This is a genomic window from Acinetobacter sp. Gutcm_16, from assembly GCF_028649355.1.
GTDB lineage: Bacteria > Pseudomonadota > Gammaproteobacteria > Pseudomonadales > Moraxellaceae > Acinetobacter > Acinetobacter johnsonii.
The window spans coordinates 278,057-303,496 of record NZ_JAQSUV010000032.1; the positions used below are offsets into that span (position 1 = coordinate 278,057).

Consider the following 25,440-nt stretch of genomic DNA (forward strand, 5'->3'; position numbering starts at 1 on the left):
TAATTGTTCTTTCGTCCCGCTTAACCTATCCATGCACGATCAGGAATGTCGGTAATGAACATATGACCGGGTGCATGGCTAATGGCAAAAGGAATTTTTGAGTTCATCACCGCCGCTTGTGGGGTTACACCACAAGCCCAAAACACAGGAGTTTCCCCAGCCTCAATACGTGAAGCATCACCAAAGTCTGGCTGATTCACATCACGAATGCCTAAACCTTCAGGATGTCCAATATGTACAGGCGCACCATGCACACTTGGCATCCGTGCTGTAATTTTGACGGCATCCGCGATTTGATGGGATGGAATTGGACGCATAGAAACCACCATGTTGCCCGAAATACGCCCCGCAGGCTGACACTGAATATTACTCAAATACATCGGTACATTGGTCTGATCATGGATATGACGAACTTCAATACCGGCTTCTTGCAATGCAGTTTCAAAAGAAAAACTACAGCCAATTAGAAACGTTACCAAGTCAGGATGCGCATGATAAATGTCACTCGCATCCGTGACTTCATCGACCATTTCACCCTCTTTCCAGATGCGATAACGTGGAAAGTCGGTACGTATATCTGAGTTTTCTGCCAGTCTTGTAGCATAAACACCTTCTTCTAACACGTCTAAAACAGGACAGCTTTGCGGATTGCGATGTGCATACAGTAGAAAATCATAAGCCCAATCTTTAGGCACCGAAATCATATTGACCTGCGTCATGCCCGCAGCCATACCCGCCGTTGGTTTGTCAAAGCCTGCACGGATTTTTAAACGTGCGGCTAAAGCGGCTTCAAGCTGTGCTGAGTCGACTCGGATATCCTTATACATTGCGTAGTTCCTCATGCTTTAAGACAAAGGGACGAATTTCAATATGATGATTTAACAGTTCAGCTTTAATCGCAGCCGACATCTCTAAAGCACCCGCAGTGTCACCATGTAAGCAAATCGTGTCCGCTTGAATCGGAGTAAATACTCCGTCAATCGACTCAACGCCGCCATTTTTCAACATAGACACCACACGGCGTGCCACAAAGGCTGAATCATGTAAAACAGCGCCGTCCAAACGTCGTGAAACCAATGAGCCATCACTGTTATAAGCACGGTCTGCAAATGCCTCAGATACAACCTTTAAGCCTGCTGCACGTGCTTGCTCAACCAAGTTGGAACCTGCCAGTGCAACCAAAACCAGTTCTGGGTTATACATCTTGATGGCATCAATCACCGCAGCGGCCTGAGCTTGATCGTGTGCAATGGTGTTATACAAGGCGCCATGTGGTTTCACATATTGCACTTGAGAACCAGCCACTTTGGCTAAACCATCTAGTGCAGAAATTTGATACAACACATCGGCAATCAGTTCATCACGTGACACATCCATATTACGGCGACCAAAACCGACGAGGTCTGGATAAGATACATGCGCGCCAATCGTGACATTTAATTCAACAGCCTTACGCAGTGTTTTTAAAATCCCCAGCGGATCTCCTGCATGAAAGCCACATGCAATGTTGGCACTTGTCACTACGGGTAGAATTTGGTCATCATTACCCATTTTCCACGAACCAAAACTTTCACCTAAGTCACTATTTAAATCTACAAACATGGCTTAATTCCTTTATCACTTCACCGTCTACTGGCTTAAAGTTTGGTTAAATAATTAAAGACTGTGGTAAAGGACATATAGCCCATCCACCATGTCAACATACATGTGAGTACACCCAAAATAAGTAACCATTTTGGATAGTTATAATTCCCCATCATATCTTTACGGCAAGCAGCTACATAAACAAAAATCGTTAAACCGATTGGCAATACCAAACCATTAAAACCACCAACAAAAATCAACAGTCCAGCAGGAGTTGCGCCCAGTACGACATACAGCAATAAAGCTAAAGAGATAAATGTAATGGTGGTGTAGTTGGTTTGTTTTGGACTGAGGTTTTTCTTAAATGCAGTAAAGAATGAAACCGAAGTATAAGCAGCGCCAATGGTACTACTGATCCCTGCTGCCCAGAAAATCAGACCAAATAATTTATAACCAAAAGTCCCTGCGGCATATTGAAAAGCTTGTGCTGCTGGATTGGCATCATGGCTGGCTAAGTCAATGCTTGCACCACTCACCACTACACCCAAGAAAGCTAAAAAAAGCACATAACGCATGATGCCTACAACCACAATACCTTTGGTTGCAGCTCTTGCGACTTCATCAATATTTTCAGGGCCAACCGCGCCTTTATCCAGTAAACGATGGGCGCCTGCATAGCAGATATAGCCGCCGACCGTTCCACCGACAATCGTGGTGATAATGGCAAAATCAATCTGGTCGGGTGCAAACGTTTGATGAACTGCTTGGCCCACAGGTGGCATCACAATGACAGCAACAATGATAATCAAGATGATTTTGAGCAACCCCAAAACGATCATGCTTTTATCCATCGCCAGCGTGGCTTTTCTTGAAGCAAAAATTAAAATGGCTAAAGCACCACTTAAAATGCCGCCCCATTTAGTGTCCAAACCAAATAATGCATTGAGACCTAAAGCCGCGCCTGCAATATTACCAATACTGAAGAAGAAGCCACCCAAAATGACCAGAAAAGCCAGTAAGTAACCACTGCCCGGCAAAGCTTTATTGGCAATATCCGAGGCACGCATTTGCGTCAGTGTTACGACACGCCAAATGTTTTGTTGAACCACATAATCAATCAAAATAGATATGAGAATGGCAAAGCCAAACGCCGCACCCAATTTCACAGTAAAGACCGCGGTTTGAGTGAGAAAACCAGGTCCCATGGCGGAGGTTGCCATCATGAAGATTGAAGCAACAATGGCCCATTGGCGATCTGATAAAAAAGAAGATTTTAATAAAGACATATTTAATGCGTTCCTCGTCCATTTGAGCTTAATAACGCTATTTTCAAGTTGAACCAAGAACATCATTTTGTTTGCAAATTCTGTTCTTAAATCCCTTTAACTGACAAAGATTCCCTGTTACCCAACCAAAGCCATGGTGGATCAAATCTTCTATTTGAAATAAGAACATAGGCAAGCGCGATGAACAATACGACTTTTTACATCCATTATTAAAACTAAATAACTGTATTTTATTATTTTTTATTTATTAAAAGTCTAATGATAAATTTTACTTATCACGCACGATAAGCTGCTTTTATAGTTTTTCAAACAAATTACGTTTTGAGATAAAAAAACAACGCTTGTCAAAAAGCTACATACGCCTCAATTATTTTTTAATTTTCTCAAGCAATCTTTTCATTGCGCTTTCAGAAACAGTGACTGCGACATCGGTTAATTTCTCTTTCAAGGCTGCATCATTTCCTTGCATATAAATCGAGGTGAAATGAAAGGTTTTGAGTTGGATCGGGGTATTTAAAATTTCCAAGCGACCATCGGTAATTTCCTTTAAGGCCGTTAAGGTCGGCACAACGGCGATCCCCAAACCTTGCTCCGCAAGACGCAATAAGGTCGCAAGCGAATAACTGGTAATTGAAAGCGGCTCGTCTAGTGCCTGCTCTTTCATTTTGGCCTTGAGCTCTTTATAGGGATAGGTAATTTTCGGGTAGGTTAAAATGGTGTGAGACATCAATGCCTTAAACGACATTTGACCCACACCACCTTTAAAAGATGGAGCTGCCAAAAAACTCAGTTCAAAGTCACATAGCGCCTGCTCTACACACTCGAAAGCCAAAGTCGGACCCAGCAAAAAGGCCATGTCCAAATCCCCTGTACGCACACCTTCTTGCAAATTTGGGGTTAAATCCACCACAATTTCCACAGAAACTTTGGGAAACTCTTTTTGTACTTTTTCGATATATTCAACCAGCCACGTATAAACGATCGTCTCAGAAACACCTAAACGAATCGTTCCTGTGAGATGCTGGTTTTCAGTCAGCTCAGCCACCAAATCGGTTTCTAAACGCATAAACTTTTCAGCATATTTAAACAGGGTCATGCCTTTATGGGTGGGTTTAAGCTGTCGAAAGCTGCGATCGAGAACTTTAAAACCTAAATCATTTTCAAGAGAGGTGATTTTTTGTGATACGGCAGGCTGAGTCGTTTGTAATTTTGTGGCAGCCTTATTGAAACTATTTAAAGTCACAACCCAATAAAATGCTTCTAGATTTTTTAAATTCACTCTGAACCCTGCCTTTACTCCATCCCGCTTATAGTACGGCAGTTGCCACTATTTTTTAAGTTCCTGTTTTATATAATGTCAAAATGACTCACGGGATGATGATCATTCAAGCGCTATGCCTTGCCCAAATACATCTATTTTGCGTCTTTTACAACCTTACTAGGTCTAACCCGATCAAGGTTCATTAAATCCAATTGAATCAAAAAAAGTTGAAGGGGCCAATTTTTACTAACGCTTTTATTTATTCCATCATGAATCATCATAAAAAAAGCACCTTTGTTGAAAAGATGCTTTTTTTAAAACTCAACTTAAAAAGAGACCGTAAAAATCTAAAAGCGCTTATTTACTCTTTTGTAGACGTAAAGCGTTTAAAACCACGGACAGTGAGCTGAGTGACATCGCCACCGCAGCGAACATTGGGGTGAGTAATAACCCTGTTAATGGATAGAAAATTCCTGCTGCGACAGGAACACCTAAACCGTTATACACAAAGGAAAAAGCAAGGTTTTGTTTCATATTCCGCACACCCAGTTTCGCCATATGTAGCGCATCAGCTGCGCCACGAATATCACCTTTAACCAAGGTGACTTGTGCGGTTTGTTTAGCAATATCAGTTCCATTACCCATGGCAATTCCAACATTGGCTTGTGCCAAGGCTGGTGCATCGTTAATGCCATCTCCCGCCATCGCGACAATTTTACCCTGAGCCTGATATTTCTTCACGATGTCCAGTTTTTCAGTTGGCGTACAGTTGCCATAGACTTGTTGTATACCCAGTTCCTTAGCCACCAACTGGGCATTTTGTTCGTGGTCACCTGTTGCCATGACCACTTCAATACCATCGGCAATCAACTGTTGAATGACTTGATGAGCATTGACCTTAATCGCATCGTGAATAGCAATATAAGCCAGCACTTCTTGGCTATTGCTTAAGAAACTGATCACATTGCCTGTCGCACGCTGCTGATTCAACTGGCTTTGCAAAGTATCATCTAAGGTGATGCCGAGTTGCTCAAGCAGCTTTTGGCTACCAATATAAAGGGTTTGCTCGCCAATCTGACCTTTGACACCAAAGCCAGTTACATCCTCAAAGTCTGCCACTTTAAGCAATTGCTGTGCAGGAACTATTTGAGTCAAAGTCTGTGCAATCGGATGACTTGAATACTGCTCAATCGAGGCAATCCACTGTTCTGCTTGCGCTTGGTTTACATTTGGGCTGAGCAACTGAATTTCTTTAAGGCTTGGTTTACCTTCAGTCAAAGTCCCTGTTTTATCGACAATCAGCGTATTCACTTTACTTAAAGCTTCAATCGCCTCTGCATCTTTAAACAGTACCCCTTTTTGTGCCGCACGACCGGTGGTGGCCATCACTGACATTGGCGTCGCCAAACCCAGCGCACACGGGCAGGCAATAATCAGTACCGCCACCGCACACATCAGTGCCAGATCAAATTGCGCACCACCAAACACCATCCAAGTGGCAAAGGTCAATACACTAATCAGTAACACCACAATCACAAAATACTTGGCAAACACATCTGCCAAACGTTGTAACGGTGCTTTAGAACGCTGTGCTTCTGCCACCGTCTGAATCATTTTCGCCAAAGTGGTATTTGCCCCAACCGCCGTGGTTTGAATACGAATACTGCCTTGTTGATTGACCGTCCCGCCGATCACCGTGTCATGCACTTGCTTTTTCACAGGCACAGGTTCACCGGTCATCATGGCTTCATCGACATAGGTTTTGCCTTCAACCACCACACCATCCAGTGGAATCTGCTCACCCGAGGAAATTTGTAAAATATCGCCTTGTTTGACCATACCAATATCAACTTCAACCACTTGATCATTTTGAACCAACTTGGCTGTGTTGGCTTGCAGTTTGAGTAAGGCTTTGAGTGAGTCTGCGGTCTTAGCACGCGCCTTTAACTCCATGATTTGACCGAGCAAACTTAAAGATACGATCATACAGGCTGCTTCAAAGTACACTGCAACGCCATGCCCAGTTTTGGCTTCCATTGGAATCACACTTGGAAAAATCGTTGCCACCACACTATAGATATAGGCGGCTAACACTCCAACACCAATCAAGCTCCACATATTTAAGTTACGGGTTTTATACGAAGCCCAGCAACGTTCAATAAAGGGTTTACCTGCCCACAGCACCACTGGGGTCGCCAGCACTAGCTCAATCCACGGCTGAATATGCGGTGAAATGAAACTGTGAATATGTGAACCCATCGCCAGTACAAACACGATCAACGTCAGTGGTAAGGTCATCCAAAAGCGATGGCTAAAATCGACCAACTCAGGGTTCGGTGCATCATCTAAAGTCGGTTGCATCGGCTCGAGTGCCATACCACAAATCGGACACGTCCCCGGCCCTTTTTGTACAATTTCAGGGTCCATCGGACAGGTATAGTCCATATCCGCAGCCCCTTCAGGCACAGGACGCTGATCAGGTGGAATCAGATAAAACTCAGGATCAGCTTTAAACTTATCTAAGCAAGAAGGATTACAGAAATAGTAGGTCTGTTGTTGATAATCCGTTTTTAACTCTGTATTCGGATCGACTGACATGCCACAGACTGGGTCAATAAACTCAGCTGATTCAGATGGAGCATGATGTTCATGTTGATGTTTCCCACCACCACAGCAGCTACTTTTTGCAGCTTCTGCTTTGGGCTTGGGTGCACAGCAACTGGCTTTGGTGTCTGGTTCTGTTTGAGGCTTAGGCTCACAACAGGATGCTTTTTTCTCTGCCTCTTTCGGAGTTGAACCACAACAGCCCGCAGTAGAAGTAGACACCGATACTGCATCTTCAGTTTTTACATAAGCCTCTGGGGTTGCAATAAACTTTTGCAAACATTTTTCACTACAAAAATAGTAGTCCTGTCCCTGCCACTCGGTATGCGGTTTAGTTAAATCTGTTACGGTCATACCACACACAGGGTCAATAAATGTGGTCTTCTCTGCATCTGACACAGGTTTTGATCCGCAACCACAACCTTTGGAAGTAACTACAGCACTTTCCTCTTTCCCCTGAGATGAAGCATCGCTTATATCTGTTTTGGATTGACTACAATAAACACTGGGCGCCCTTTCTGATGTTAAGTAAGCCTCTGGATTGGCCGAAAATTTCTTTAAACAGCCTGAGCAACAAAACAAATAACGAACTGATTGATACTCATACACATGAGGAGAGTCCTCTGCGACCGTCATCCCACAGACAGGATCGATATTCACCACCATCGGCGCTAATTTCTGTTTGGAACAGCAAGACGTTTTGTGTTGCTCACTCATTCTGACTCACCTTTTATTTTTTGATTGTGTTAGCATAAAGTCTGTACCTAGGTACTGAGTCAAGCCTTTTGGAGATTATTTTATGCTCACTATCGGCAAGCTGGCAAAACACTGTCAAGTGAATGTGGAAACCATTCGTTATTATCAACGGATCGGTCTGATGCGTATTCCTGAAACCACACAAAACTATCGCTACTATAGTCAGCAAGATATTGAAACCTTAAGCTTTATACAAAAAGGTAAAGATGCGGGCTTACAGCTCAGTGAAATTCAAGATCTGTTGCATTTGCAACTGGATGACCGTGAAAAAGTCCGTGATGTGATTCAGCAACGACTGGAAAAAATTGATCAACGGATTCAAGAGCTGAATGCTTTGAAACAACGCCTTTCAAGCTGGGTGGATGAATGTAAAACCACCACCGACAGTTGCTGCCCAATTTTGCAAGAGCTAAAAAAAGGTTCAACGATTGCACCATAAACAGATACCATCTTTGAAATTTGACGATCATTTTCACACACCTTTTCGATTCTCAGGACTGCGTTCACCATGTCGATTGAACTTGCCCAACTCAGAAAACAGCTTCGCAAACAACGCAGACAAGTTTCCGCCTATCAACAGCAGCAGTCCGAACTTCAAATTTTACAACGTTTAAGACGTGTGCCCGAATTTAAACATGCCACCCGTGTCGGGATCTATCTACATGCTTTTGGGGAAATTCAGACCCATAAAATCATTGAATATTGTTTTCATCAAAAAAAAGCAGTGTATTTACCGATGATTTGCAATATGAATCAGCGCTTAGTGTGGGTCAAAGTTTCACGTCATCAATTTCAAAATAAACGCTTTTCTCACCATCCATTGGGTATGCAAGAGCCTATGGCAACACGTGGTCAGCACGTTTCACATTTAGACCTATTACTCATGCCCTTATTGGCGTGTGATCCTTATGGCACACGCATTGGCATGGGTGGTGGTTTTTATGACAAAACCTTAGCATCTGCGCCCTATCACCGTCCGTTTCGTTTGGGTTTGGCCCATCACTTCCAGTTGGTGCCACAGCGCTTAATTCGAGAAACATGGGATCAACCTTTGGATGGGCTGCTGACCCCTCAACAGCATTTACGCTTCAAGCGCTAAAATTGACATTTTTGACTGTTGAGAATACTTAAAAATCACATGTTTAGTCATTTTTTATACAATTTATTTTGACCTGCCCTTGTATTTTTTAAAATACCCATCACTATAAAAAACATGGCAACACCGTTGTCACTCATTAGGAGTGCCCATGTCTGAAATTATTATGAATCAAGAAACCTTAGAGCCTCAGGTTCCAAGTGTATTACCACTTTTAGCGTTACGTGATGTGGTGGTGTATCCGCACATGCAAATTGCGCTATTTGTAGGTCGTGAAAAATCGATCAATGCAGTTGATGTGGCTCGTAACAGTGACAATCTAGTATTTGTAGTTGCTCAGAAAGATTCTCTTTCAGAAGAAATTGATCACGACAACTTATATCAATACGGTACTGTCGCGAAGATTGTGCAAGTTGTGAATCATGAAAATGATGAAAACTGTATAAAAGTATTAATTGAAGGCTTGCATCGTTCAAAGCTAGAAAAAATCATTGATGAAAATGATTATCTAACCGCAGAACATGCGCTTAGCCCAATGTCAGTCCACATTGACGAAACAACGCAAGAAACACGTGTTCAAGAATTACGTGCCCTATTTGCTCAATATGCTGAAGCAAAACTGCGTAATGCACGCGAACTGATTGCTGCTGCGAACAAGATTGACGATTTACTCCAATTGTTATTCTTCGTAGCGACCCGTGTCCCGCTTAACATTGATGTGAAGCAAAAATTCCTTGAGCACGATGAATTTGAAGCACATTTACAAGAGTTGATGACTTATTTGTTGCAACAGTCTGAAGAGCAACAGATTGAGCAAACCTTGCATGACTCTGTAAAACGTCAAATGGAGAAAAACCAGCGCGAATACTTCCTCAATGAAAAGATGAAGGTGATTCAGCGTGAACTTTCTGACATGAATGGCGGTGCAGAAGATGACGTCGCTGAAATTGAAAAGCGTCTTGCTGAAGCTGACTTACCAGAACATGTCCGTAAAAAAGCGGAAGCAGAATTCCGTAAACTCAAAGCAATGCAACCTGCGTCTAGTGAAGCGGCTGTGGTGCGCAATTATATCGAGGCCATTTTAGATACGCCTTGGAATAAAGCCAGCAAAGTCAGCATTAACTTAAGCAAAGCGCAAGAAATTTTGGATACCGATCATTACGGCTTAGATGACGTGAAAGATCGTATCGTGGAATATTTAGCGGTTCAATCTCGCGTGAAAAAACTCAAAGGCCCAATCCTTTGTTTGGTTGGCCCTCCAGGTGTAGGTAAAACTTCACTGGGTGAATCGGTTGCCAAAGCAACAGGTCGTGAGTTTGTACGTATGGCACTCGGTGGCGTGCGTGACGAAGCAGAAATCCGTGGTCACCGTCGTACTTATATCGGTGCGATGCCGGGTAAAATTGTGCAGTCTTTAACGAAGGTCGGCGTGAAGAACCCATTGTTCTTGCTCGACGAAATCGACAAGATGGCACAAGACTACCGTGGCGACCCTGCATCTGCGTTGCTTGAAGTACTCGATCCATCACAGAACAGCAAGTTTAACGATCACTATTTAGATCTTGATCTGGACTTGTCTGAAGTGATGTTCATCTGTACTGCGAACAGCATGAATATTCCAGAAGCATTGCTTGACCGTATGGAAGTGATTCGTCTACCGGGGTATACCGAAGATGAAAAAGTCAATATTGCTGAGCGTTACCTTGTTCCGAAAGCAATGAAGAACAATGGTCTACGTGCGAAAGAATTGACTGTTCATGAAGAAGCAATTCGTGACATCGTACAACGTTATACACGTGAAGCTGGTGTGCGTAGCTTAGAGCGTGAAGTCTCTAAAATTGCTCGTAAAGTGGTAAAAGAAGCGGTCAGCAAGAAGGCGAAAAACCTGCAAGTTGATGTGACTTCGGCCAATCTTCCAGACTACTTAGGTCCACATAAGTTTGACTTTGGTATGGCGGAAGACGAAGCTCAAGTCGGTCGCGTGAACGGTTTGGCGTGGACTTCAGTCGGTGGTGAGTTGTTGACCATTGAAGTTGCAGCGGTTAAAGGTAAAGGTAAATTCATCACCACAGGTTCTCTCGGTGATGTGATGAAAGAATCGATTACTGCTGCTATGACTGTCGTGCGTACCCGTGCAGATGAATTGGGTATCGAATCGACACGTTTCGAAGAAACCGATGTTCACGTCCACTTACCAGAAGGTGCAACACCAAAAGATGGCCCTTCTGCAGGTTTAGCGTTAACAACTGCATTGGTTTCTGCTTTCACAGGCATCCCAATTCGTCCGGATATTGCCATGACAGGTGAAACCAGTCTCGGTGGTCGTGCAATGCGCATTGGTGGCTTGAAAGAAAAACTACTGGCTGCGCACCGTGGTGGAATTAAGCTAGTCTTCATTCCTCAAGACAACGTCCGTGATTTATCTGAAATCCCAGACAATGTTAAAGAAGGTTTAGAGATTAAAGCGGTGAAATCGATTGATGAGATTTTACCACTGGCGTTGACCTCTATGCCTGAACCTTTGGTCAAAGCACCAATTGTGAAAGCGGTCGACGAAGGCAAAAAAGCTGCACGCCACTAATTCTGCATCTTAAAAAAAAGAGAGCTTCGGCTCTCTTTTTTTTATTACAATTTACTGTAGATAACACCACACATCTTTATGCTTTTATTTCCTACAATAATTCGATCAAGGGATACATGTAGGACAACTAAAATGAAAAACCCGATTGGCTGGTTTGAAATTTATGTGGATGACTTATCTCGTGCCAAACAATTTTATGAATCTGTTTTTAATATTCAATTAACTGAATTAACCCCACCAGCGGATGATAATTCACTGCAAATGTGGGCTTTCCCCTCAGACATGCAAGCCTATGGCGCTTCAGGTGCACTGGTGAAAATGCCAGGCCTATCAGCAGGAGGAAACAGTACCTTAATCTATTTTTCATGTGATGATTGTGCGAATGAAGCGAGCCGGCTTGTTGAGTCTGGTGGAAAAATTCATGAAGCAAAAACGGCCATTGGTGAATATGGTTTTATTGTGCTGGCCTTTGATAGCGAAGGAAATATGATTGGCCTACATTCCATGACGTGAAACGGATGAAACTCCAAATTTTCGCTTAGCTTGCTTGAATTTTTGTATTAAACATTTTCCTCTATCATTATTCAGACTTGAAAAATCGATAAAAAGCCCGATATAAATAATAAGAACAGATACGCGCTGTATATTTCTTTTTATTGATGATTTGAAATTGCATGGTCATCTGATTCTCCAGACGGATGACCTTTTATCGCAGTTCTCGCTACTTGGGAACTGCGTTTTTTATTGCTCAAAATACATTAAGGTTTCAATAAATGCTGTACCAACCCATCGATCACATTCGCCATTTTGGTCAAATTCAACGTTGCTAAGCGGTCTGCTTTGGTATGGTAGTGACCATTTCGATAAAATGCGGTATCGGTAATCATGACTGCGGGAATATCAAACTCCCAATAATTCAAATGATCTGAAAAATCAAAAGCATTGGCAAAGCTCGGAGCAACCAAACGCTGACATTCTAACTGATCAAGTTGCTGCATCGCTGCACAATAGCCTGCGCCTAAATCACGTGAACTGACATTACTCACTGTCGCAATAAAATTACCATGGCTTGGATAAATCCACTTTAAGCCCACAGGATAGCTTTGGATGGGTTGTTCGCTAAAGAACCCGATCATTTCTAAAATATACACACCTTTAATCTTATCTTTTTGTGCCTGAACCGATTTCGCATGCACATAACTGCCCATTTGTTCAGTTTTAGAAAACGGTGGTTCTTCTAAACTATAGAACACAAAGTCCACATTGTTAGGCAGTTTAGACTTCTGCTCTGCCAAAATACGCGCCGTTTCAATAACGCCTGCAACACCAGAGGCATTGTCATCTGCACCATCTTGATCGCCAAAGACGTCATAATGTGCCCCAACAATCACGCGGTCTGCCCGTCCGACGTTTAAACTACACACTACATTTCGGTAAATTTGCTGATTGGCCGTAAAGTTTTGATAGTGACACGGAACGCCCAATAAGCGCATTTGTTCTTTGATCCATGCAGAGACACGGTTCAGTTCATCAAGGTTTTTATAGTTACGTGCTTTGCCCTGACCAATCACTTGCTCCAAATAGACTTGTAGGTTTTGTTCATCAGCCATTTTGGCGTTGCTTGCAAATACCTGCCCTGTGAAAGTACCCAGTACAACAATCAACAAAAAAGCCTGTTTTTTTAAAGTTTTGAGCCACATTGTTATTATTCCAAGTATTTCTTATTCCTTTCATCTGTTGAATTAAGCAACATTAGTTCAGTGAATTCAATTGCATTTTGTTTCGTCTCACTGCAAAGCATTGCTTTCACCGTTATAATGAATCGTCTCCTTATACATGCCCCATTATGAAAATCCGTATTCTGACCATTGGTCAAAAAATGCCTGCATGGGTACTGACTGGTTTTGAAGATTATTTCAAGCGTATTCAACCCTTTGTGCAAACGCAGATTATTGAACTGCCAATGGCAAAGCGCGGTAAAAATGATTCAGAAGCAGATATTTTAAAATACCGTCAAATTGAAGGTGAGAGCATTTTAAATGCAATGAAAGGCAACGAAGTGCTGATTGCTTTAGAAGTCGGTGGTCGTGAGTTTAGCACCGAAAAACTGGCAGAAACCATGAAAGGATGGATGCTTGAGGGCAATGATATTGTACTGGCAATTGGTGGGCCTGACGGTCACTCTGAAGCAGTACGTAAAGCAGCTGCTTGGCATTGGTCTTTATCCAAACTGACCTTACCTCACCCGATGGTTCGCGTGATGCTGATTGAACAGCTTTATCGTGCGATGAGTATTAACCATAATCACCCTTATCATCGTGCAGGTTAAGCTCAAGCAATGTTCCATTTTTGGAACAATACGTTGATATTTCCCCCATTACACAGATGATAAGAATCTGACAAAATTCTTTTCATCTTCCCTTATTAGGCTTTCACAATGAACTTACAAACGCTACCCGGCTTATTCATTTCTCATGGCTCACCCATGCTTGCGTTGAATCCAGAGCAAGTTGGGCCAGCGTTACATCGTTTGGGTCTAAACTTACCGACACCACAAGCAATTGTGATTATGTCCGCACACTGGGAAAGTAACTCACTTGAAGTAAGTACTGGAGTCCGCCCTGAGACATGGCATGACTTTCGGGGCTTTCCTGCTGAGCTTTATGACATTCGCTACCCAGCACCCGGTCAACCTGTTCTAGCTGAAGAAATTCTACATTTATTGGCAGAAGCGGGTTTTTCAGCTCATGCAAACAGTACTCGTCCGCGTGATCATGGCGTTTGGATGCCTTTACTCCATATGTATCCAGATGCAGACATCCCTGTGGTGGAAATTTCACTCCCGATGAATCTGTCGGCAGAGGAGATTTATAAAATTGGACAAACCCTTGCGCCACTACGCGAGCAGCAGGTCTTGCTCATTGGCTCAGGGAGTATTACCCATAACTTAGCCGAGTTATCTTGGCATGGTCAGTCACAAGCGGTACCTGAGTGGGCGTCGACGTTTCGTAATCATGTGGTCGCGAAACTTAGCCATCAGGACTTTGACGCTATTTTAGACTGGGAATCGATTCCTTTTGTCCGTCGTAACCACCCAACGTTGGAACACTTTGCCCCAATATTCTTTGCGATGGGTACAGGTCATCGTTTTAATATTGTGCATAGTAGCTTTACCATGGGTGCACTGGGCATGGACATTTACCGTTTCGATTAATGTATAAATTTTACTTATATATTAACAAAAAAATATTTATGGATACATTTTGAAACCCAAAAGAACTGAATGTATCCATTCTTTTAAAAACAACATCGGATATCATGTATCTTGTTATTTTAAATCAAGAACTTGTAACCCATGAAATTAAAATATTTAGCGATTGCCCTTTTCCCACTCGCACTGGCTGCTTGCCAATCATCTGATATTCAAAAAGTAGGAGATTTGGCTGTGTCTGTACTACAACAACAAAATGCAGATCAAACACTCGCAAACTACCATTGGAGTACGAACACCGCAGATGCGCCTAAACCATTGGTTTTAAACTTTGACAAACAAACAGGTCGCTTAGGCATTTCAACCAGTTGTAACGGTATGGGTACCAGTTGGAAAGTTGAGAATAATCAAATTGTGACGGGTAACCTGATGGCGACTCAAATGGCATGTGAACCAAAAGCCATGGCTCAAGAAGGCGTTGCAGCAGATTTATTTGACAACCGTAAAGCACCGTTTGTTTTAAACCTAAATGATCCTGATGCACCAACACTGACCGTGGTATCGGCAAAAGGTGAAAAAATTGTATTCACAGGTAAGCAAACTGCTGAAGCGAAATATCAAAGCCAAGGTGAAACTGTTTTCTTAGAAATTTCACCAGAGACCAAAACATGTTCTGCAGGTGTTGCTCGTATGGAATGCCTACAAGTTCGTGAAATTAAGTATGCTGAAAATGGCGTAAAGACACAGGTCGATAAAGACTGGACGTTATTCTATAACCATATCGATGGTTTCACTCATAACCCTAAAGAGCGTCAAATCGTACGTGTTAAACGTTATGAAATTGCCAACCCTGCGGCTGACCAATCAAAATATGCTTATGTTCAAGACATGATTATTGAACGTGAAGCGGTCAAAGGCTCATTGTAATCGTTCAATGACCTGTAACAAAACCGAGGCTATCGCCTCGGTTTTTTATTGCGGTTTTTCTAAGTGTATGTAAACTTAGAATACACCTTGAGCTAGCATTGCATCTGCAACTTTTACAAAACCTGCAATGTTGGCACCATTGACATAGTTCACAGTACCGTCTGCTTGCGTACCGTATTTCACACAGTTACGGTGAATTTCTTTCATGATCGCATGTAAGCGCTCATCGACTTCTTCAAAAGTCCAACCCAAACGCAAAGCATTTTGTGACATTTCTAAGCCAGAAGTCGCAACACCACCCGCGTTCGATGCTTTACCTGGTGCGTATAAAATTTTCGCTTCAACGAATTTTTCGACTGCATCTAAGGTAGAAGGCATGTTTGCCCCTTCAGCGACACAAATTACTCCATTTGCAAGGAGCACTTCAGCATCTGCCTGATCTAACTCATTTTGAGTTGCGCATGGCAATGCGATATCACATGGAATAGACCATGGACGCTGCCCTTCTAAGTATTCAAAGCCATGCTTAGACGCAAACTCAGAAATACGACCGCGCTTCACATTCTTCAGTTCCATCACTTCAGCCAGTAAAGCATCGGTAAAGCCTGCTTTTACATATACCGTACCCGCAGAGTCAGACAATGAAACGACTTTTGCACCCAGATACATTGCTTTTTCAGCTGCGTATTGTGCTACGTTACCAGAACCAGAAATCGTGACTGTTTTGCCTTGGAAGCAGTCGCCACGTGTTTTCAGCATTTCTTCAGCAAAATACACTGTGCCGTAACCCGTTGCTTCAGGACGCGCCAAAGAACCACCAAAGGTCAAACCTTTACCCGTAAATACAGATGAAGTGTCATTACTCAGCTTCTTCATCATGCCAGCCATATAACCCACTTCACGGCCACCCACGCCAATATCACCCGCAGGGATATCCGTATTTGAACCTAGGTGACGGTATAGCTCAATCATTAGCGCTTGGCAGAAACGCATAATTTCGCCTTCAGACTTACCCTTAGGATCAAAGTCTGAACCGCCTTTACCACCGCCCATTGGAAGTGTGGTTAATGCATTTTTAAAAGTTTGTTCAAAGCCTAAAAATTTTAGGATCGAGAGATTTACCGATGGATGAAAACGCATACCACCTTTAAATGGACCAATTGCCGAGTTGTATTGAACACGGAAAGCACGGTTTACATGGGTTTGACCTTGATCATCCACCCATGAAACGCGGAATTGAATCGCACGCTCTGGCTCAACCAAACGCTCTAGCAAACCATGGTCTGCATAACGAGGATTTTTTTCAATGAACGGCCAAAGGCTGGTCATGACTTCCTCTACCGCTTGTAGAAACTCGGGTTGATGTTCATCACGTGTTTTCACGTAATCTAAAAACTCATTAAGGCTGTTATATTTCAACGCTTAATCCTCAGCAGAAAATGGATCAAAATTGGTCAAATTTTATAAACAATGTTAAATTTTGGCGCAAACAATTAAATATCTTTTACCAACAATTCACAACACATTTCTATAAAAAAACATATTTATCATTTATATAACAATTATTTATATAAAATATACCTAGAAATTGGTTATAAAAAACACCAATGAAAACACAGGTTTAAAATCTTTTTTTGCTCAAAAATGATGCAGTTAATGAACCATTTTAGAACACAGGATTAATCAAAAAAAACATGGTAAAATTCAGTGATCTACCTATTTCTTCTAATATCTCTGCAAATTCATCTGCAGGATTGGTTTACGCATGAATTCGCACATTTCCCTGATCCAAAATATCGATGCTCTCCTCCCCCAAACCCAATGTGGACTCTGCGGACATCGTGATGGATGTCTGCCTTATGCCCAAGCCATCAGCGAAGGTGAAGCAGCCAATAAATGTGTACCTGGCGGGCAGCCTGTAGCCGATGCATTGGCTCAATTGCTAAACCGGCCAGCATTAATTGCAGAAGAAAGTGTTTGGCCTATTCAAGCCGATGGCCGCCCACAGAGAATGAAAGCAATCATTCGTGAAGATGAATGCATTGGTTGTACCAAATGTATTAGTGCTTGTCCTGTAGATGCCATTATTGGCTCAGGTAAACTTATGCACAGTATTTTGACTGATCTGTGTACAGGCTGTGAACTGTGTATTCCGCCTTGTCCTGTCGACTGTATTGACCTTATTCCAGATGTAGACGGCATACCGACGGAAATCTTGCGTAAAGCTGAGCAAGATGATTTAAGACAACGCTATTACGCACATATTCAACGTGAAGAAAAACAGCGTCTGCACCGTAAAGGCCCAGTGGTTCGTGCAGAAATTGATACGGCGTTATTTGCCCAGTTTTCAGCACAGAACGATACTGTACCCGATATTCAGATCATTGAAAAAGAACCAGAAATGCCAGCAAAACTCGATGCAAAATCCACCATTGAGCTGGCGAAATTACGCGTACAAATTAAAAAATTAGAAAAGCAACTCAGTGTTCGTGAAGATGCGAAAAAACGTCTGTTGTTAGATGACTTAACCCAACAGCTTCATCAGTTACAGGGAGCTTAAGCATGCTAACGACAAGCGGAAAACCTGTAAAAAACATGACCAAAAAGCAAATCCAAATCTTTTTTGAACGTTTACGTGCACAACGTCCAAACCCCAAAACTGAATTGAATTATTCGAGTCCTTTTGAGCTGTTGGTGGCTGTGACCTTGTCTGCTCAGGCGACAGATGTGAGTGTCAACAAAGCCACCGATAAACTCTTTCCTGTTGCCAATACACCTGAAACGATTTATGCCTTAGGGGTCGATGGTTTAAAAACCTATATTAAAACCATAGGTTTATATAATGCGAAGGCCGAAAATGTAATTAAAGCCTGTAAAATGCTGATTGAAAAACATAACAGCATCGTGCCAAACAACCGTGCCGATTTAGAAGCTTTACCCGGTGTAGGGCGAAAAACAGCCAATGTAGTGTTGAATACTGCTTTTGGACAACCGACCATGGCGGTCGATACGCATATTTTTCGTTTAGGTAATCGTACAGGATTAGCGGTCGGCAAAAATGTGCTTGAAGTCGAACACCGTTTAGTGAAAGTCATTCCAAAAGAATTTATTGTCGACTCGCATCATTGGCTCATTTTACATGGTCGATACTGCTGTATCGCACGCAAACCGAAATGTCATGAATGCATCGTTTCAGATGTGTGTAACTGGCCAGATCGTTTTGAATTTGGTGCAGCACGTATTGCCACAACGACGATAGAAGCTGAACATTAAAGTTCAGTTTTTTTATTGTTGATTTGATTTATCTTTTAAGTCTTGCTGCAACTTCGGATGTAACTGACGTTCTGGTTGCTTCTTCGACATTTTTTCTTGTTTACTGACATCGCGTAGCATTTTCACGCTAATGTAAAACAAACCTACTAATACCGCCGCAGCAACAATAATTAAAACAATGATTCCAAATTGTGCCACACGCGACTCCATTTTAACAGGATCAAGAAAAAGAGCCCTAATATGACTTAGAGCTCTTTCAATGTCAAAACATTGCCATGTTTAAAACATGCAATTATTTGTCTTGATCAAGAATCGCGAACAAATCTGCTTGTACTTCGTCAATTGGACGTAAGCCATTCAGCTTGTCGTAGGTTGGTGCATTTTCACCAGACGCTGCGCGACCTTGGTAGAAACCAACCAACTGTTCAGTTTCAGTGTGGTATGAACCTAAACGCTTACGAATCGTTGCTTCTTGGTCATCTGGACGTTGTACCAGTTCTTCACCAGTTTCATCGTCCTTACCTTCCACTTTAGGTGGGTTGTAAACGATGTGATAAACACGGCCTGATGCAGGGTGCTGACGGCGACCAGAAAGACGTTGTACGATTTCTTCGTCAGGAACATCAATTTCAATCACGTGATCAATGTTGATGCCTTCATTTTCAAGCGCTTCTGCTTGAGGAATGGTACGTGGGAAACCATCAAAGATACAGCCATTTACACAGTCAGGTTGCGCAATACGTTCTTTCACTAAACCAATGATCAGTTCATCAGATACAAGACCACCATTGTCCATCACGCTTTTAGCTTGTAGACCGAGTTCAGTTCCTTCACGAATTGCAGCACGGAGCATATCACCGGTTGAAATTTGTGGGACATTGTAGCGCTTACAGATCAACTGAGCTTGTGTACCTTTACCTGCTCCAGGTGGTCCGAGTAAGATAATGCGCATAAAAAAACATCCTCATTTAAACAATGTATTTGACACTTTGTACATGTCGAAAAATTCGACATATTTTTAGCATCTAATTATAAGAAAGCTACAAACAAATGTATGGTACCCGCAATGAAGCCAGTTACCCCACCCAATAAAATCAAAATCCATTCGTCTTCCTGAAATGCAGGACGTAATAAGTTTTGAAATTCTTTCGGCGTTAGCTCCCGAATACGGTCTCTAAACATTTGATAGATTTTCTGTGCACGGCTCGCATTGAACGCTGGGTCGCATACAGGCACCATCGTAATTTCAATTGAACGATCAATCAAGTCCGTCTTGAGTTTTGCGTATTCACGTGGCCCCAAAGACAGCTGCAAAGATGTTCTCACCAATGGTGTTTCCATGATTTCATTAATATGACGCTTGACAATACGACGGGTCTTGTCTTTTTTATTGCCATACATCATTTCAGTCATGATAGATTTTAACGTAATCAGGTCTTCTGTGACTACACTTGCAAACACATCAGACACTTCTTCTTGGCGCTTCATGAAAGCGCCTTGTACATTATAAGTCCCAATGCGCGGAATCACAGGTTTAATCCATGGAAACTTACGATCTTTTGTTAATTCAGTCAGTTGCAAGTATCGAACATAGTGTGGCTCAATTGGATTAAACACCATCCAAATCGCAATCCAGTTGGTTAAGAAGCCCCATACTGCCGCCCAAAATGGGACCGTCCAATGCCATGGCACCACAAACCAAACAATCATTTGGAAGATACCAAAGAACATCCCGATGAGTGCACTAATATGCCAAATAAAGTTGATTTCTTTCTGACCCACTTTCAAGAACATACGCACCATTAGTCTGCGGTCACCTTCCATTTGGCTGACCACCATATCGCGCATATCTACAAGTGACTCGACGTTCATGGTCAGTTCGGTCACTAATTCTCTGAGCACAGCCGGAAGCTGTTTGTGTGCCTGCGCATAAATTCGACGCTTAATCGAATAAGGTAAGTTTTCCCAAAGTACGGCATTACGGTCAATCATGACTTCATCAATCAGGTGCTCAAGTTCAAAACCAACTTGCTCACCAATGATCCGTGCCATATCCTCAGGATCCATGGCATCTAAAAATTCACGCAAAGAACCAAGCTTAGATAAGGTATTATCCGTGATGATGCCTGAAATACGTCCCGCTTTTCTAGGCACAATGCCCTGCCAACCCACAGGCAAAGGTCCAATATGAAAGCCCCAAAATGTAATCGGGTAAAAGACCATTTTCAGGGCCATCCAAACGTGCGCCCAAGTCACAAAAGCAGTCACAGGAATAATGCTGAGTACAGCCCAAAAATCGGGTCGATTCAAAAAGGTTTGCCACAACTGATTGACGTACTCAAGCATGCATAACTTCCATATTTAATTTTATTAACTGAATTATATAGCGTTTTAAAAAAGATATTGTGTCTATAAACCGAAACTTAGAGTATAGGAAAATTGTAGTCTCGGTTCAGTTTCTGCAACCACATAGCCCGATTTGGCTTCGAGTTTTTCCCCTGCACCAATCCCTACACTGAAAGTGCTGATTCGTTCAGGACTCAGTAACACATAAGCAAGATCTACACCACCACCAAGGCGAGATTCGTACTCGCCATCTACTTTCTTGCTGTCAATATGCCCTGCGTAAACACCGAGATAATAGCCATTTTTATCTTTACCAGTAAAATGAACTGGAAATCTAAAACCCAGCTGACCACCTACAGGGTAATCATCATTGATAAATACCCCAGCTTTTGCATATGCAATGCCATAAGGATTCACCCATTCTAGATTGGTGTGCAGTAATTTCTGCGTTACACCAACCCCTACATTCCACGTTTGAGCACTGCCAGCAGGAATTTTTGCATCTGGCAAAAAGGAATTATCTTGAGCGTAGGCTACGTTTGCACAGGCAACAAGTGCCAACACTGGATAAATTCTTGTCATTATTGTCACCATTATCCGTAATGTTATTTTAGTAATTGGTCCCTTTTTACAGGATTTTGACTGTAGCAGAATTTATAAAACACTTATATACAGCAATTTATATTTTTGATGTCTATAAAGTCAAAATTTAGGCAAAAATGAAAAGCAGAAGCAGCGATAACAAATATCAAAACAGTGTGACATGCGTTAGAATAGCGCGCAGGTATTTTCCTCTTTATCCATGTGTTTAAGTCGATTTGGTATGAAACAGCACTTTCCTTTAAAAAATGTCCAACAAGAAAAGCGCATTTTTCGAAATCGTACCTTTATCTCCATGGGTATTGTGGTCTTTTTCTTGCTGATTTTAGTCACTCGCTATGCCTATTTGCAGCTGGTTCAATTTGACGAGTTTTCAACTGCATCCGATCAAAACCGTATCCGTCTACAACCTTTAGCCCCTGCACGTGGTTATATTTATGACCGCAATGGTGTGCTGTTGGCAGATAACTATCCTGTCTTTACCGCGACGATGAGTCGAGCCGATGTGACGGATATTGATGCTACGATTGAACGTTTAACGCCAATCTTAGAACTCACCCCAGATGATATTGAGCGCTTTAACAGTCGTATTAAAGCCTCACGTAAAACTGAACGCGTTTCCATTAAACTTAATCTCAATGAAAACGATATTGCTCGCTTTAGCGAAGTTAAATATCAATTCCCTGGGGTTAATATCGAAACTCAGATGACGCGCTACTATCCACATGGTGAGCTGTTTGCCCATGTGATTGGTTATGTGGGTCGAATTAACGATAAAGAATTAAAAAGCATCAATAAAGATTTGTATGCGGGCACTAACCTGATTGGTAAAATTGGGGTAGAAAAGTCCTATGAAGATTTGTTACATGGTGTACCAGGAAATGAGTCTGTCGAAGCCGATGCACATGGTAACGTGCTGCGCCATTTAGGCCGCAAAGAACCCATTCGTGGTAATGACTTATATCTTTCACTCGATTATGGCTTGCAGACGGTTGCCTCAGAGCAGCTTGCAGGTCGTCGTGGTGCCATCGTGGCGATGGATCCACGTACAGGTGAAATCCTTGCCTTGGTCTCAAGTCCAAGTTTTAACCCTAACCTGTTTGTCACAGGCATTAGTCATACCGACTATAGTGGTTTACGCGATAACCTCGATCAACCGCTATATAACCGTGCTGTACAAGGTGCTTACCCACCCGGCTCAACCATTAAACCGATGTTTGGTTTAGGTGGTATTCATTATGGCTTAATTGATTGGGGCACGGCCATTTCCGATCATGGCTATTTCACACTTCCGGGCGATTCGCATAAATTCCGCGACTGGAAAAAGTCAGGACACGGCGTAGTCAACTTGCATAAATCGCAAGTGGTCTCTTGTGATACCTTCTTCTACATTCTATCGTTCCGTATGGGCATTGAAAAAATGAACACATGGATGCGTCAGTTTGGCTTTGGTGAAAAAACTGGTGTGGATTTACCAAGTGAAAGTACAGGCCTTTACCCAAACCCCGAATGGAAAATGCGTACCCGAGATGCCAAATGGCTCAAAGGGGAAACCATTTCAGTAAGTATTGGACAAGGTGCTTTTACAGCAACACCGCTGCAATTGGCCATGGCAACAGCCATTACCGCCAACCATGGTTCACATGTGATTCCGCATGTTTTACAAACCAGTAAAGGTGCAAAACCACATAAAGATTTAAATGCACCTGATGGCAGAATCCAGTTCAATGGTACTGATCAAGACTGGATACAAATGCGTGATGCTATGGTCGATGTCATTGAGACAGGGACTGGACGTGGCATTCGGACGCCAATGTATAAAATTGCAGGTAAAACCGGTACTGCACAGGTCAAAAGTATTGCCCAAGGTAAACGCTACAATGAAGCCCTATTGACCGAACGTCAGTTAGACCACGGCTTATTCGTGGGCTTTGCACCTGCGGAAAACCCTGAAATTGCGATTGCAGTAGTGTGGGAAAATGGTCGTCATGGTGGTTCTGCGGCACAGCTGGCTCGTCCGATCTTAGACTACTGGCTGCTCACACGTCATAAAAACCCAATTCGTCCACAAAACCATCAAATTAGTGGCGGCTTGATGACGGCGGGGATTAAACCGGGTGAATTACCAAGTGGTAGCACTCCACCAGCGACCACAACTGGGACAAGTGCAGCTACGCCAACCAGTACTTCCAATACAGCACCCGCTTCAACAACGGCAAATACAAGCCGTTCAGCTACACCACCTTCTGCACCTGTGGAGTCAGACTAATTATGAAAAACCAACTCCGCATCATTGGAGGGGACTGGAAACGTCGTCAACTGCCTTTTGCCAATATTGAAGGTTTACGCCCTACGCCTGATCGCGTACGTGAGACTTTGTTTAATTGGCTCATGTGGGATGTACAAAATACCAATGTTTTGGATATTTGTGCAGGTTCAGGTGCATTGGCATTTGAAGCCTTATCACGTGGTGCCTCAAAAGTAGTGATGATTGAACCTGACCGTAGTCAGGCACAGTTTTTAACGCAAAACTTGGAACTCCTTAAAGTACCTAAGTCTCGTGCCCAGTTAAAAGTAGCGACTGCACAGCAAACATTACCCACCTTAAAAGAACAGTTTGATTTGGTCTTTTTAGACCCCCCGTATAGTCTAGAGTTATGGGAACAATTAGCTCTCTTGGCTGACCCAATAATTCGAAATAATGGCTATATTTATGTGGAAGCCGATCGGGATTTGAATCAGTTAAAACTTCCAGCATCGTGGATTCAAATGAAGAACACCAAAGCTGGGTCTGTACGTGCAGGTTTATATCAAAAGAAAGTGGTCGTTTCCCCATAATCTAGATGGTTTTATACCCTTTTGATTGACACCATCACGAAAGAAAGTGGTCTTAGCGCATATTAGTGTGGTTCTGAGCTACGCTATGTATGAAAATCAATATACATATTCAAAATCAAGCTAAGGCTTCATTCACTTTTCACGTCTAGAAGCTATGTAGACCGATCAAAAACCCGTACACTCGCTAAAATTTTTAATATATCGCATATGACTTGGTTGATCTTTATCTTAGGTGCAATGGTGGCCGGTTTTATACAGGGGCTCACGGGCTTTGCATTTGCCTTAATCGCCATGTCATTTTGGGTCTGGATCTTGACACCTCAGCTCGCAGCGCCCTTGGTGGTGTTCGCCTCAGTCTGGAGCCACCTAATTTCCTTAAAGTCAGAATCAGCCTTTCAACTTGATAAAAGCCTTGTTACGCCTTATATACTTGCAGGTCTAATTGGCGTTCCATTGGGAACCTATCTGTTAGACATCATTGAAGCACATACCTTTAAACTGGTTCTAGGAATTTTTTTGATTCTTTGGTGTCCATTGATGCTACTTAACCCCCAAATTCGCTTCATTCAAAACTCTGGAAAATACGCCGATAGTAGTATTGGTTTTCTTGGGGGTGTATTGGGCGGGTTGGGAGGCTTTTGTGGCTCACTGCCTTCAGCTTGGGTCATGTTAAAAAACCTTACTAAAGAGCAACAGCGCTCAATTTTAAGGCATTTTAATTTTGCCATTCAGCTATTCACCCTACTCACCTATCTGCTCCGCGGAAATTTAAACTTGCAACACTTGCCCTATATGGGCATCTTACTTTTGAGTGTGAGTCTACCGGCCATGCTCGGCGCGCAGTTGTTTTATAAAATTTCCGAGCGGCAGTTCAAACATACTGTACTGGGTTTATTGTTTAGCTCAGGTTGTTTTCTATGTATCAGCTACCGCTTTCTGTAGTGCTATAGAACCTGGCTCTGAACTTTGCAATGGCTTGGGTCAGCAATTGTGTATTTTGTGTCAAAATAGGCTCATCTTTAAACAACTTAGCTCTACTAGGCTTTCTCCAACTTCACAAATCTTTATACAATAAGT

22 protein-coding genes and 1 pseudogene are annotated in these 25,440 nt (G+C 42.5%); 12 read left to right on the plus strand and 11 right to left on the minus strand.

Translation table 11 applies throughout. The features are described from left to right. Positions 1–20: 20 nt before the first annotated feature. The 5 genes and pseudogenes from PTT44_RS10380 to PTT44_RS10400 form a co-directional block, all read right to left on the minus strand. Positions 21–827 carry a putative hydro-lyase gene (locus PTT44_RS10380; protein WP_168159156.1) on the minus strand — a complete coding sequence of 269 codons (807 nt, stop codon included), beginning with the start codon at positions 825–827 and terminating at the stop codon, positions 21–23. Further along, a complete protein-coding gene (locus PTT44_RS10385) occupies positions 820–1,602 on the minus strand; it encodes a LamB/YcsF family protein (RefSeq protein WP_168159157.1) in 783 nt (260 codons plus the stop codon). Before PTT44_RS10385 ends, PTT44_RS10380 begins: the two co-directional genes overlap by 8 nt. Before the next feature lie 35 nt (positions 1,603–1,637). Further along, positions 1,638–2,892: pseudogene (locus PTT44_RS10390) on the minus strand (NRAMP family divalent metal transporter). 345 nt (positions 2,893–3,237) lie between these two features. Continuing rightward, positions 3,238–4,149, minus strand: a complete 912-nt coding sequence (gene mumR, locus PTT44_RS10395; protein ID WP_004694273.1) for a LysR family transcriptional regulator MumR — start codon at positions 4,147–4,149, stop codon at positions 3,238–3,240. A 339-nt stretch (positions 4,150–4,488) separates the two neighbouring features. Beyond that, a complete protein-coding gene (locus PTT44_RS10400) occupies positions 4,489–7,452 on the minus strand; it encodes a heavy metal translocating P-type ATPase (RefSeq protein WP_168159159.1) in 2,964 nt (987 codons plus the stop codon). An 82-nt stretch (positions 7,453–7,534) separates the two neighbouring features. Here PTT44_RS10400 and PTT44_RS10405 point away from each other — a divergent pair, with 82 nt between their 5' ends. From PTT44_RS10405 to PTT44_RS10420, 4 genes are all read left to right on the plus strand, one after another. Next, positions 7,535–7,930, plus strand: coding sequence for a MerR family transcriptional regulator (locus tag PTT44_RS10405; RefSeq protein ID WP_010326305.1), 396 nt, complete (start codon positions 7,535–7,537; stop codon positions 7,928–7,930). A 69-nt stretch (positions 7,931–7,999) separates the two neighbouring features. After that, positions 8,000–8,590: a 5-formyltetrahydrofolate cyclo-ligase gene (locus PTT44_RS10410; protein ID WP_010326304.1), complete on the plus strand. Its 591-nt coding sequence runs from the start codon at positions 8,000–8,002 to the stop codon at positions 8,588–8,590. 148 nt (positions 8,591–8,738) lie between these two features. Further along, positions 8,739–11,168 carry an endopeptidase La gene (gene lon, locus PTT44_RS10415; RefSeq protein WP_168159160.1) on the plus strand — a complete coding sequence of 810 codons (2,430 nt, stop codon included), beginning with the start codon at positions 8,739–8,741 and terminating at the stop codon, positions 11,166–11,168. Positions 11,169–11,300: 132 nt separating this feature from the next. After that, positions 11,301–11,681: a VOC family protein gene (locus PTT44_RS10420; RefSeq protein ID WP_004980894.1), complete on the plus strand. Its 381-nt coding sequence runs from the start codon at positions 11,301–11,303 to the stop codon at positions 11,679–11,681. 245 nt (positions 11,682–11,926) lie between these two features. On the opposite strand, the gene PTT44_RS10425 is transcribed toward PTT44_RS10420, so the two are convergent. Beyond that, positions 11,927–12,868 carry a M28 family peptidase gene (locus PTT44_RS10425; RefSeq protein ID WP_168159161.1) on the minus strand — a complete coding sequence of 314 codons (942 nt, stop codon included), beginning with the start codon at positions 12,866–12,868 and terminating at the stop codon, positions 11,927–11,929. Positions 12,869–13,014: 146 nt separating this feature from the next. Between PTT44_RS10425 and rlmH the strand changes: the two genes are divergently transcribed. From rlmH to PTT44_RS10440, 3 genes are all read left to right on the plus strand, one after another. Further along, positions 13,015–13,497 (plus strand): 23S rRNA (pseudouridine(1915)-N(3))-methyltransferase RlmH, encoded by a 483-nt coding sequence (rlmH, locus tag PTT44_RS10430; protein ID WP_168159162.1) that lies wholly within the window; start codon positions 13,015–13,017, stop codon positions 13,495–13,497. A gap of 108 nt (positions 13,498–13,605) precedes the next feature. Continuing rightward, entirely contained in the window at positions 13,606–14,382 is a 777-nt protein-coding gene (locus PTT44_RS10435) for a dioxygenase family protein (RefSeq protein ID WP_005399833.1), read from the plus strand. A gap of 141 nt (positions 14,383–14,523) precedes the next feature. Further along, positions 14,524–15,306, plus strand: coding sequence for an META and DUF4377 domain-containing protein (locus PTT44_RS10440; RefSeq protein ID WP_168159163.1), 783 nt, complete (start codon positions 14,524–14,526; stop codon positions 15,304–15,306). A gap of 75 nt (positions 15,307–15,381) precedes the next feature. Here PTT44_RS10440 and gdhA read toward each other — a convergent pair whose 3' ends face one another. Further along, positions 15,382–16,725 (minus strand): NADP-specific glutamate dehydrogenase, encoded by a 1,344-nt coding sequence (gene gdhA, locus PTT44_RS10445; protein WP_004980905.1) that lies wholly within the window; start codon positions 16,723–16,725, stop codon positions 15,382–15,384. A 346-nt stretch (positions 16,726–17,071) separates the two neighbouring features. Between gdhA and PTT44_RS10450 the strand changes: the two genes are divergently transcribed. Together PTT44_RS10450 and nth are read left to right on the plus strand one after the other, a co-directional pair. Next, positions 17,072–17,866, plus strand: coding sequence for an RnfABCDGE type electron transport complex subunit B (locus tag PTT44_RS10450; protein ID WP_168159164.1), 795 nt, complete (start codon positions 17,072–17,074; stop codon positions 17,864–17,866). 2 nt (positions 17,867–17,868) lie between these two features. Further along, positions 17,869–18,579, plus strand: coding sequence for an endonuclease III (gene nth / locus PTT44_RS10455; protein ID WP_010326297.1), 711 nt, complete (start codon positions 17,869–17,871; stop codon positions 18,577–18,579). Positions 18,580–18,591: 12 nt separating this feature from the next. Here nth and PTT44_RS10460 read toward each other — a convergent pair whose 3' ends face one another. The 4 genes from PTT44_RS10460 to PTT44_RS10475 all read right to left on the minus strand — a co-directional run bounded on the left by PTT44_RS10460 (position 18,592) and on the right by PTT44_RS10475 (position 21,507). Continuing rightward, a complete protein-coding gene (locus PTT44_RS10460) occupies positions 18,592–18,789 on the minus strand; it encodes a hypothetical protein (RefSeq protein ID WP_168159165.1) in 198 nt (65 codons plus the stop codon). A gap of 82 nt (positions 18,790–18,871) precedes the next feature. Further along, on the minus strand, positions 18,872–19,531 hold the full coding sequence (gene adk, locus PTT44_RS10465; protein ID WP_004980915.1) for an adenylate kinase: 660 nt from the start codon (positions 19,529–19,531) through the stop codon (positions 18,872–18,874). A gap of 77 nt (positions 19,532–19,608) precedes the next feature. Next, positions 19,609–20,925: a hypothetical protein gene (locus PTT44_RS10470; RefSeq protein ID WP_004694304.1), complete on the minus strand. Its 1,317-nt coding sequence runs from the start codon at positions 20,923–20,925 to the stop codon at positions 19,609–19,611. Positions 20,926–20,988: 63 nt separating this feature from the next. Further along, on the minus strand, positions 20,989–21,507 hold the full coding sequence (locus PTT44_RS10475) for a hypothetical protein (protein ID WP_168159166.1): 519 nt from the start codon (positions 21,505–21,507) through the stop codon (positions 20,989–20,991). 241 nt (positions 21,508–21,748) lie between these two features. On the opposite strand from PTT44_RS10475, the gene mrdA reads away from it, so the two are divergent. The 3 genes from mrdA to PTT44_RS10490 all read left to right on the plus strand — a co-directional run bounded on the left by mrdA (position 21,749) and on the right by PTT44_RS10490 (position 25,305). Continuing rightward, positions 21,749–23,794 carry a penicillin-binding protein 2 gene (gene mrdA / locus PTT44_RS10480; RefSeq protein WP_168159167.1) on the plus strand — a complete coding sequence of 682 codons (2,046 nt, stop codon included), beginning with the start codon at positions 21,749–21,751 and terminating at the stop codon, positions 23,792–23,794. Positions 23,795–23,796: 2 nt separating this feature from the next. Further along, complete coding sequence (rsmD, locus tag PTT44_RS10485; RefSeq protein ID WP_168159168.1) at positions 23,797–24,363, plus strand: 16S rRNA (guanine(966)-N(2))-methyltransferase RsmD; 567 nt, start codon at positions 23,797–23,799, stop codon at positions 24,361–24,363. A gap of 207 nt (positions 24,364–24,570) precedes the next feature. Next, positions 24,571–25,305 carry a sulfite exporter TauE/SafE family protein gene (locus PTT44_RS10490; protein ID WP_168159169.1) on the plus strand — a complete coding sequence of 245 codons (735 nt, stop codon included), beginning with the start codon at positions 24,571–24,573 and terminating at the stop codon, positions 25,303–25,305. The last annotated feature ends 135 nt before the right edge of the window (positions 25,306–25,440 follow it).

What these genes read in the sequence shown, in the direction of transcription:
- mrdA (WP_168159167.1), top strand. Translation starts at nt 21,749, where the DNA reads ATGAAACAGCACTTTCCTTTAAAAAATGTCCAACAAGAAAAGCGCATT.
- PTT44_RS10460 (WP_168159165.1), bottom strand. Translation starts at nt 18,789, where the DNA reads ATGGAGTCGCGTGTGGCACAATTTGGAATCATTGTTTTAATTATTGTT.
- nth (WP_010326297.1), top strand. Translation starts at nt 17,869, where the DNA reads ATGCTAACGACAAGCGGAAAACCTGTAAAAAACATGACCAAAAAGCAA.
- rlmH (WP_168159162.1), top strand. Translation starts at nt 13,015, where the DNA reads ATGAAAATCCGTATTCTGACCATTGGTCAAAAAATGCCTGCATGGGTA.
- PTT44_RS10385 (WP_168159157.1), bottom strand. Translation starts at nt 1,602, where the DNA reads ATGTTTGTAGATTTAAATAGTGACTTAGGTGAAAGTTTTGGTTCGTGG.
- adk (WP_004980915.1), bottom strand. Translation starts at nt 19,531, where the DNA reads ATGCGCATTATCTTACTCGGACCACCTGGAGCAGGTAAAGGTACACAA.
- rsmD (WP_168159168.1), top strand. Translation starts at nt 23,797, where the DNA reads ATGAAAAACCAACTCCGCATCATTGGAGGGGACTGGAAACGTCGTCAA.
- PTT44_RS10410 (WP_010326304.1), top strand. Translation starts at nt 8,000, where the DNA reads ATGTCGATTGAACTTGCCCAACTCAGAAAACAGCTTCGCAAACAACGC.
- PTT44_RS10435 (WP_005399833.1), top strand. Translation starts at nt 13,606, where the DNA reads ATGAACTTACAAACGCTACCCGGCTTATTCATTTCTCATGGCTCACCC.
- PTT44_RS10425 (WP_168159161.1), bottom strand. Translation starts at nt 12,868, where the DNA reads ATGTGGCTCAAAACTTTAAAAAAACAGGCTTTTTTGTTGATTGTTGTA.
- PTT44_RS10400 (WP_168159159.1), bottom strand. Translation starts at nt 7,452, where the DNA reads ATGAGTGAGCAACACAAAACGTCTTGCTGTTCCAAACAGAAATTAGCG.
- PTT44_RS10420 (WP_004980894.1), top strand. Translation starts at nt 11,301, where the DNA reads ATGAAAAACCCGATTGGCTGGTTTGAAATTTATGTGGATGACTTATCT.
- PTT44_RS10490 (WP_168159169.1), top strand. Translation starts at nt 24,571, where the DNA reads ATGACTTGGTTGATCTTTATCTTAGGTGCAATGGTGGCCGGTTTTATA.
- PTT44_RS10440 (WP_168159163.1), top strand. Translation starts at nt 14,524, where the DNA reads ATGAAATTAAAATATTTAGCGATTGCCCTTTTCCCACTCGCACTGGCT.
- PTT44_RS10450 (WP_168159164.1), top strand. Translation starts at nt 17,072, where the DNA reads ATGAATTCGCACATTTCCCTGATCCAAAATATCGATGCTCTCCTCCCC.
- PTT44_RS10470 (WP_004694304.1), bottom strand. Translation starts at nt 20,925, where the DNA reads ATGCTTGAGTACGTCAATCAGTTGTGGCAAACCTTTTTGAATCGACCC.
- PTT44_RS10405 (WP_010326305.1), top strand. Translation starts at nt 7,535, where the DNA reads ATGCTCACTATCGGCAAGCTGGCAAAACACTGTCAAGTGAATGTGGAA.
- lon (WP_168159160.1), top strand. Translation starts at nt 8,739, where the DNA reads ATGTCTGAAATTATTATGAATCAAGAAACCTTAGAGCCTCAGGTTCCA.
- PTT44_RS10380 (WP_168159156.1), bottom strand. Translation starts at nt 827, where the DNA reads ATGTATAAGGATATCCGAGTCGACTCAGCACAGCTTGAAGCCGCTTTA.
- PTT44_RS10475 (WP_168159166.1), bottom strand. Translation starts at nt 21,507, where the DNA reads ATGACAAGAATTTATCCAGTGTTGGCACTTGTTGCCTGTGCAAACGTA.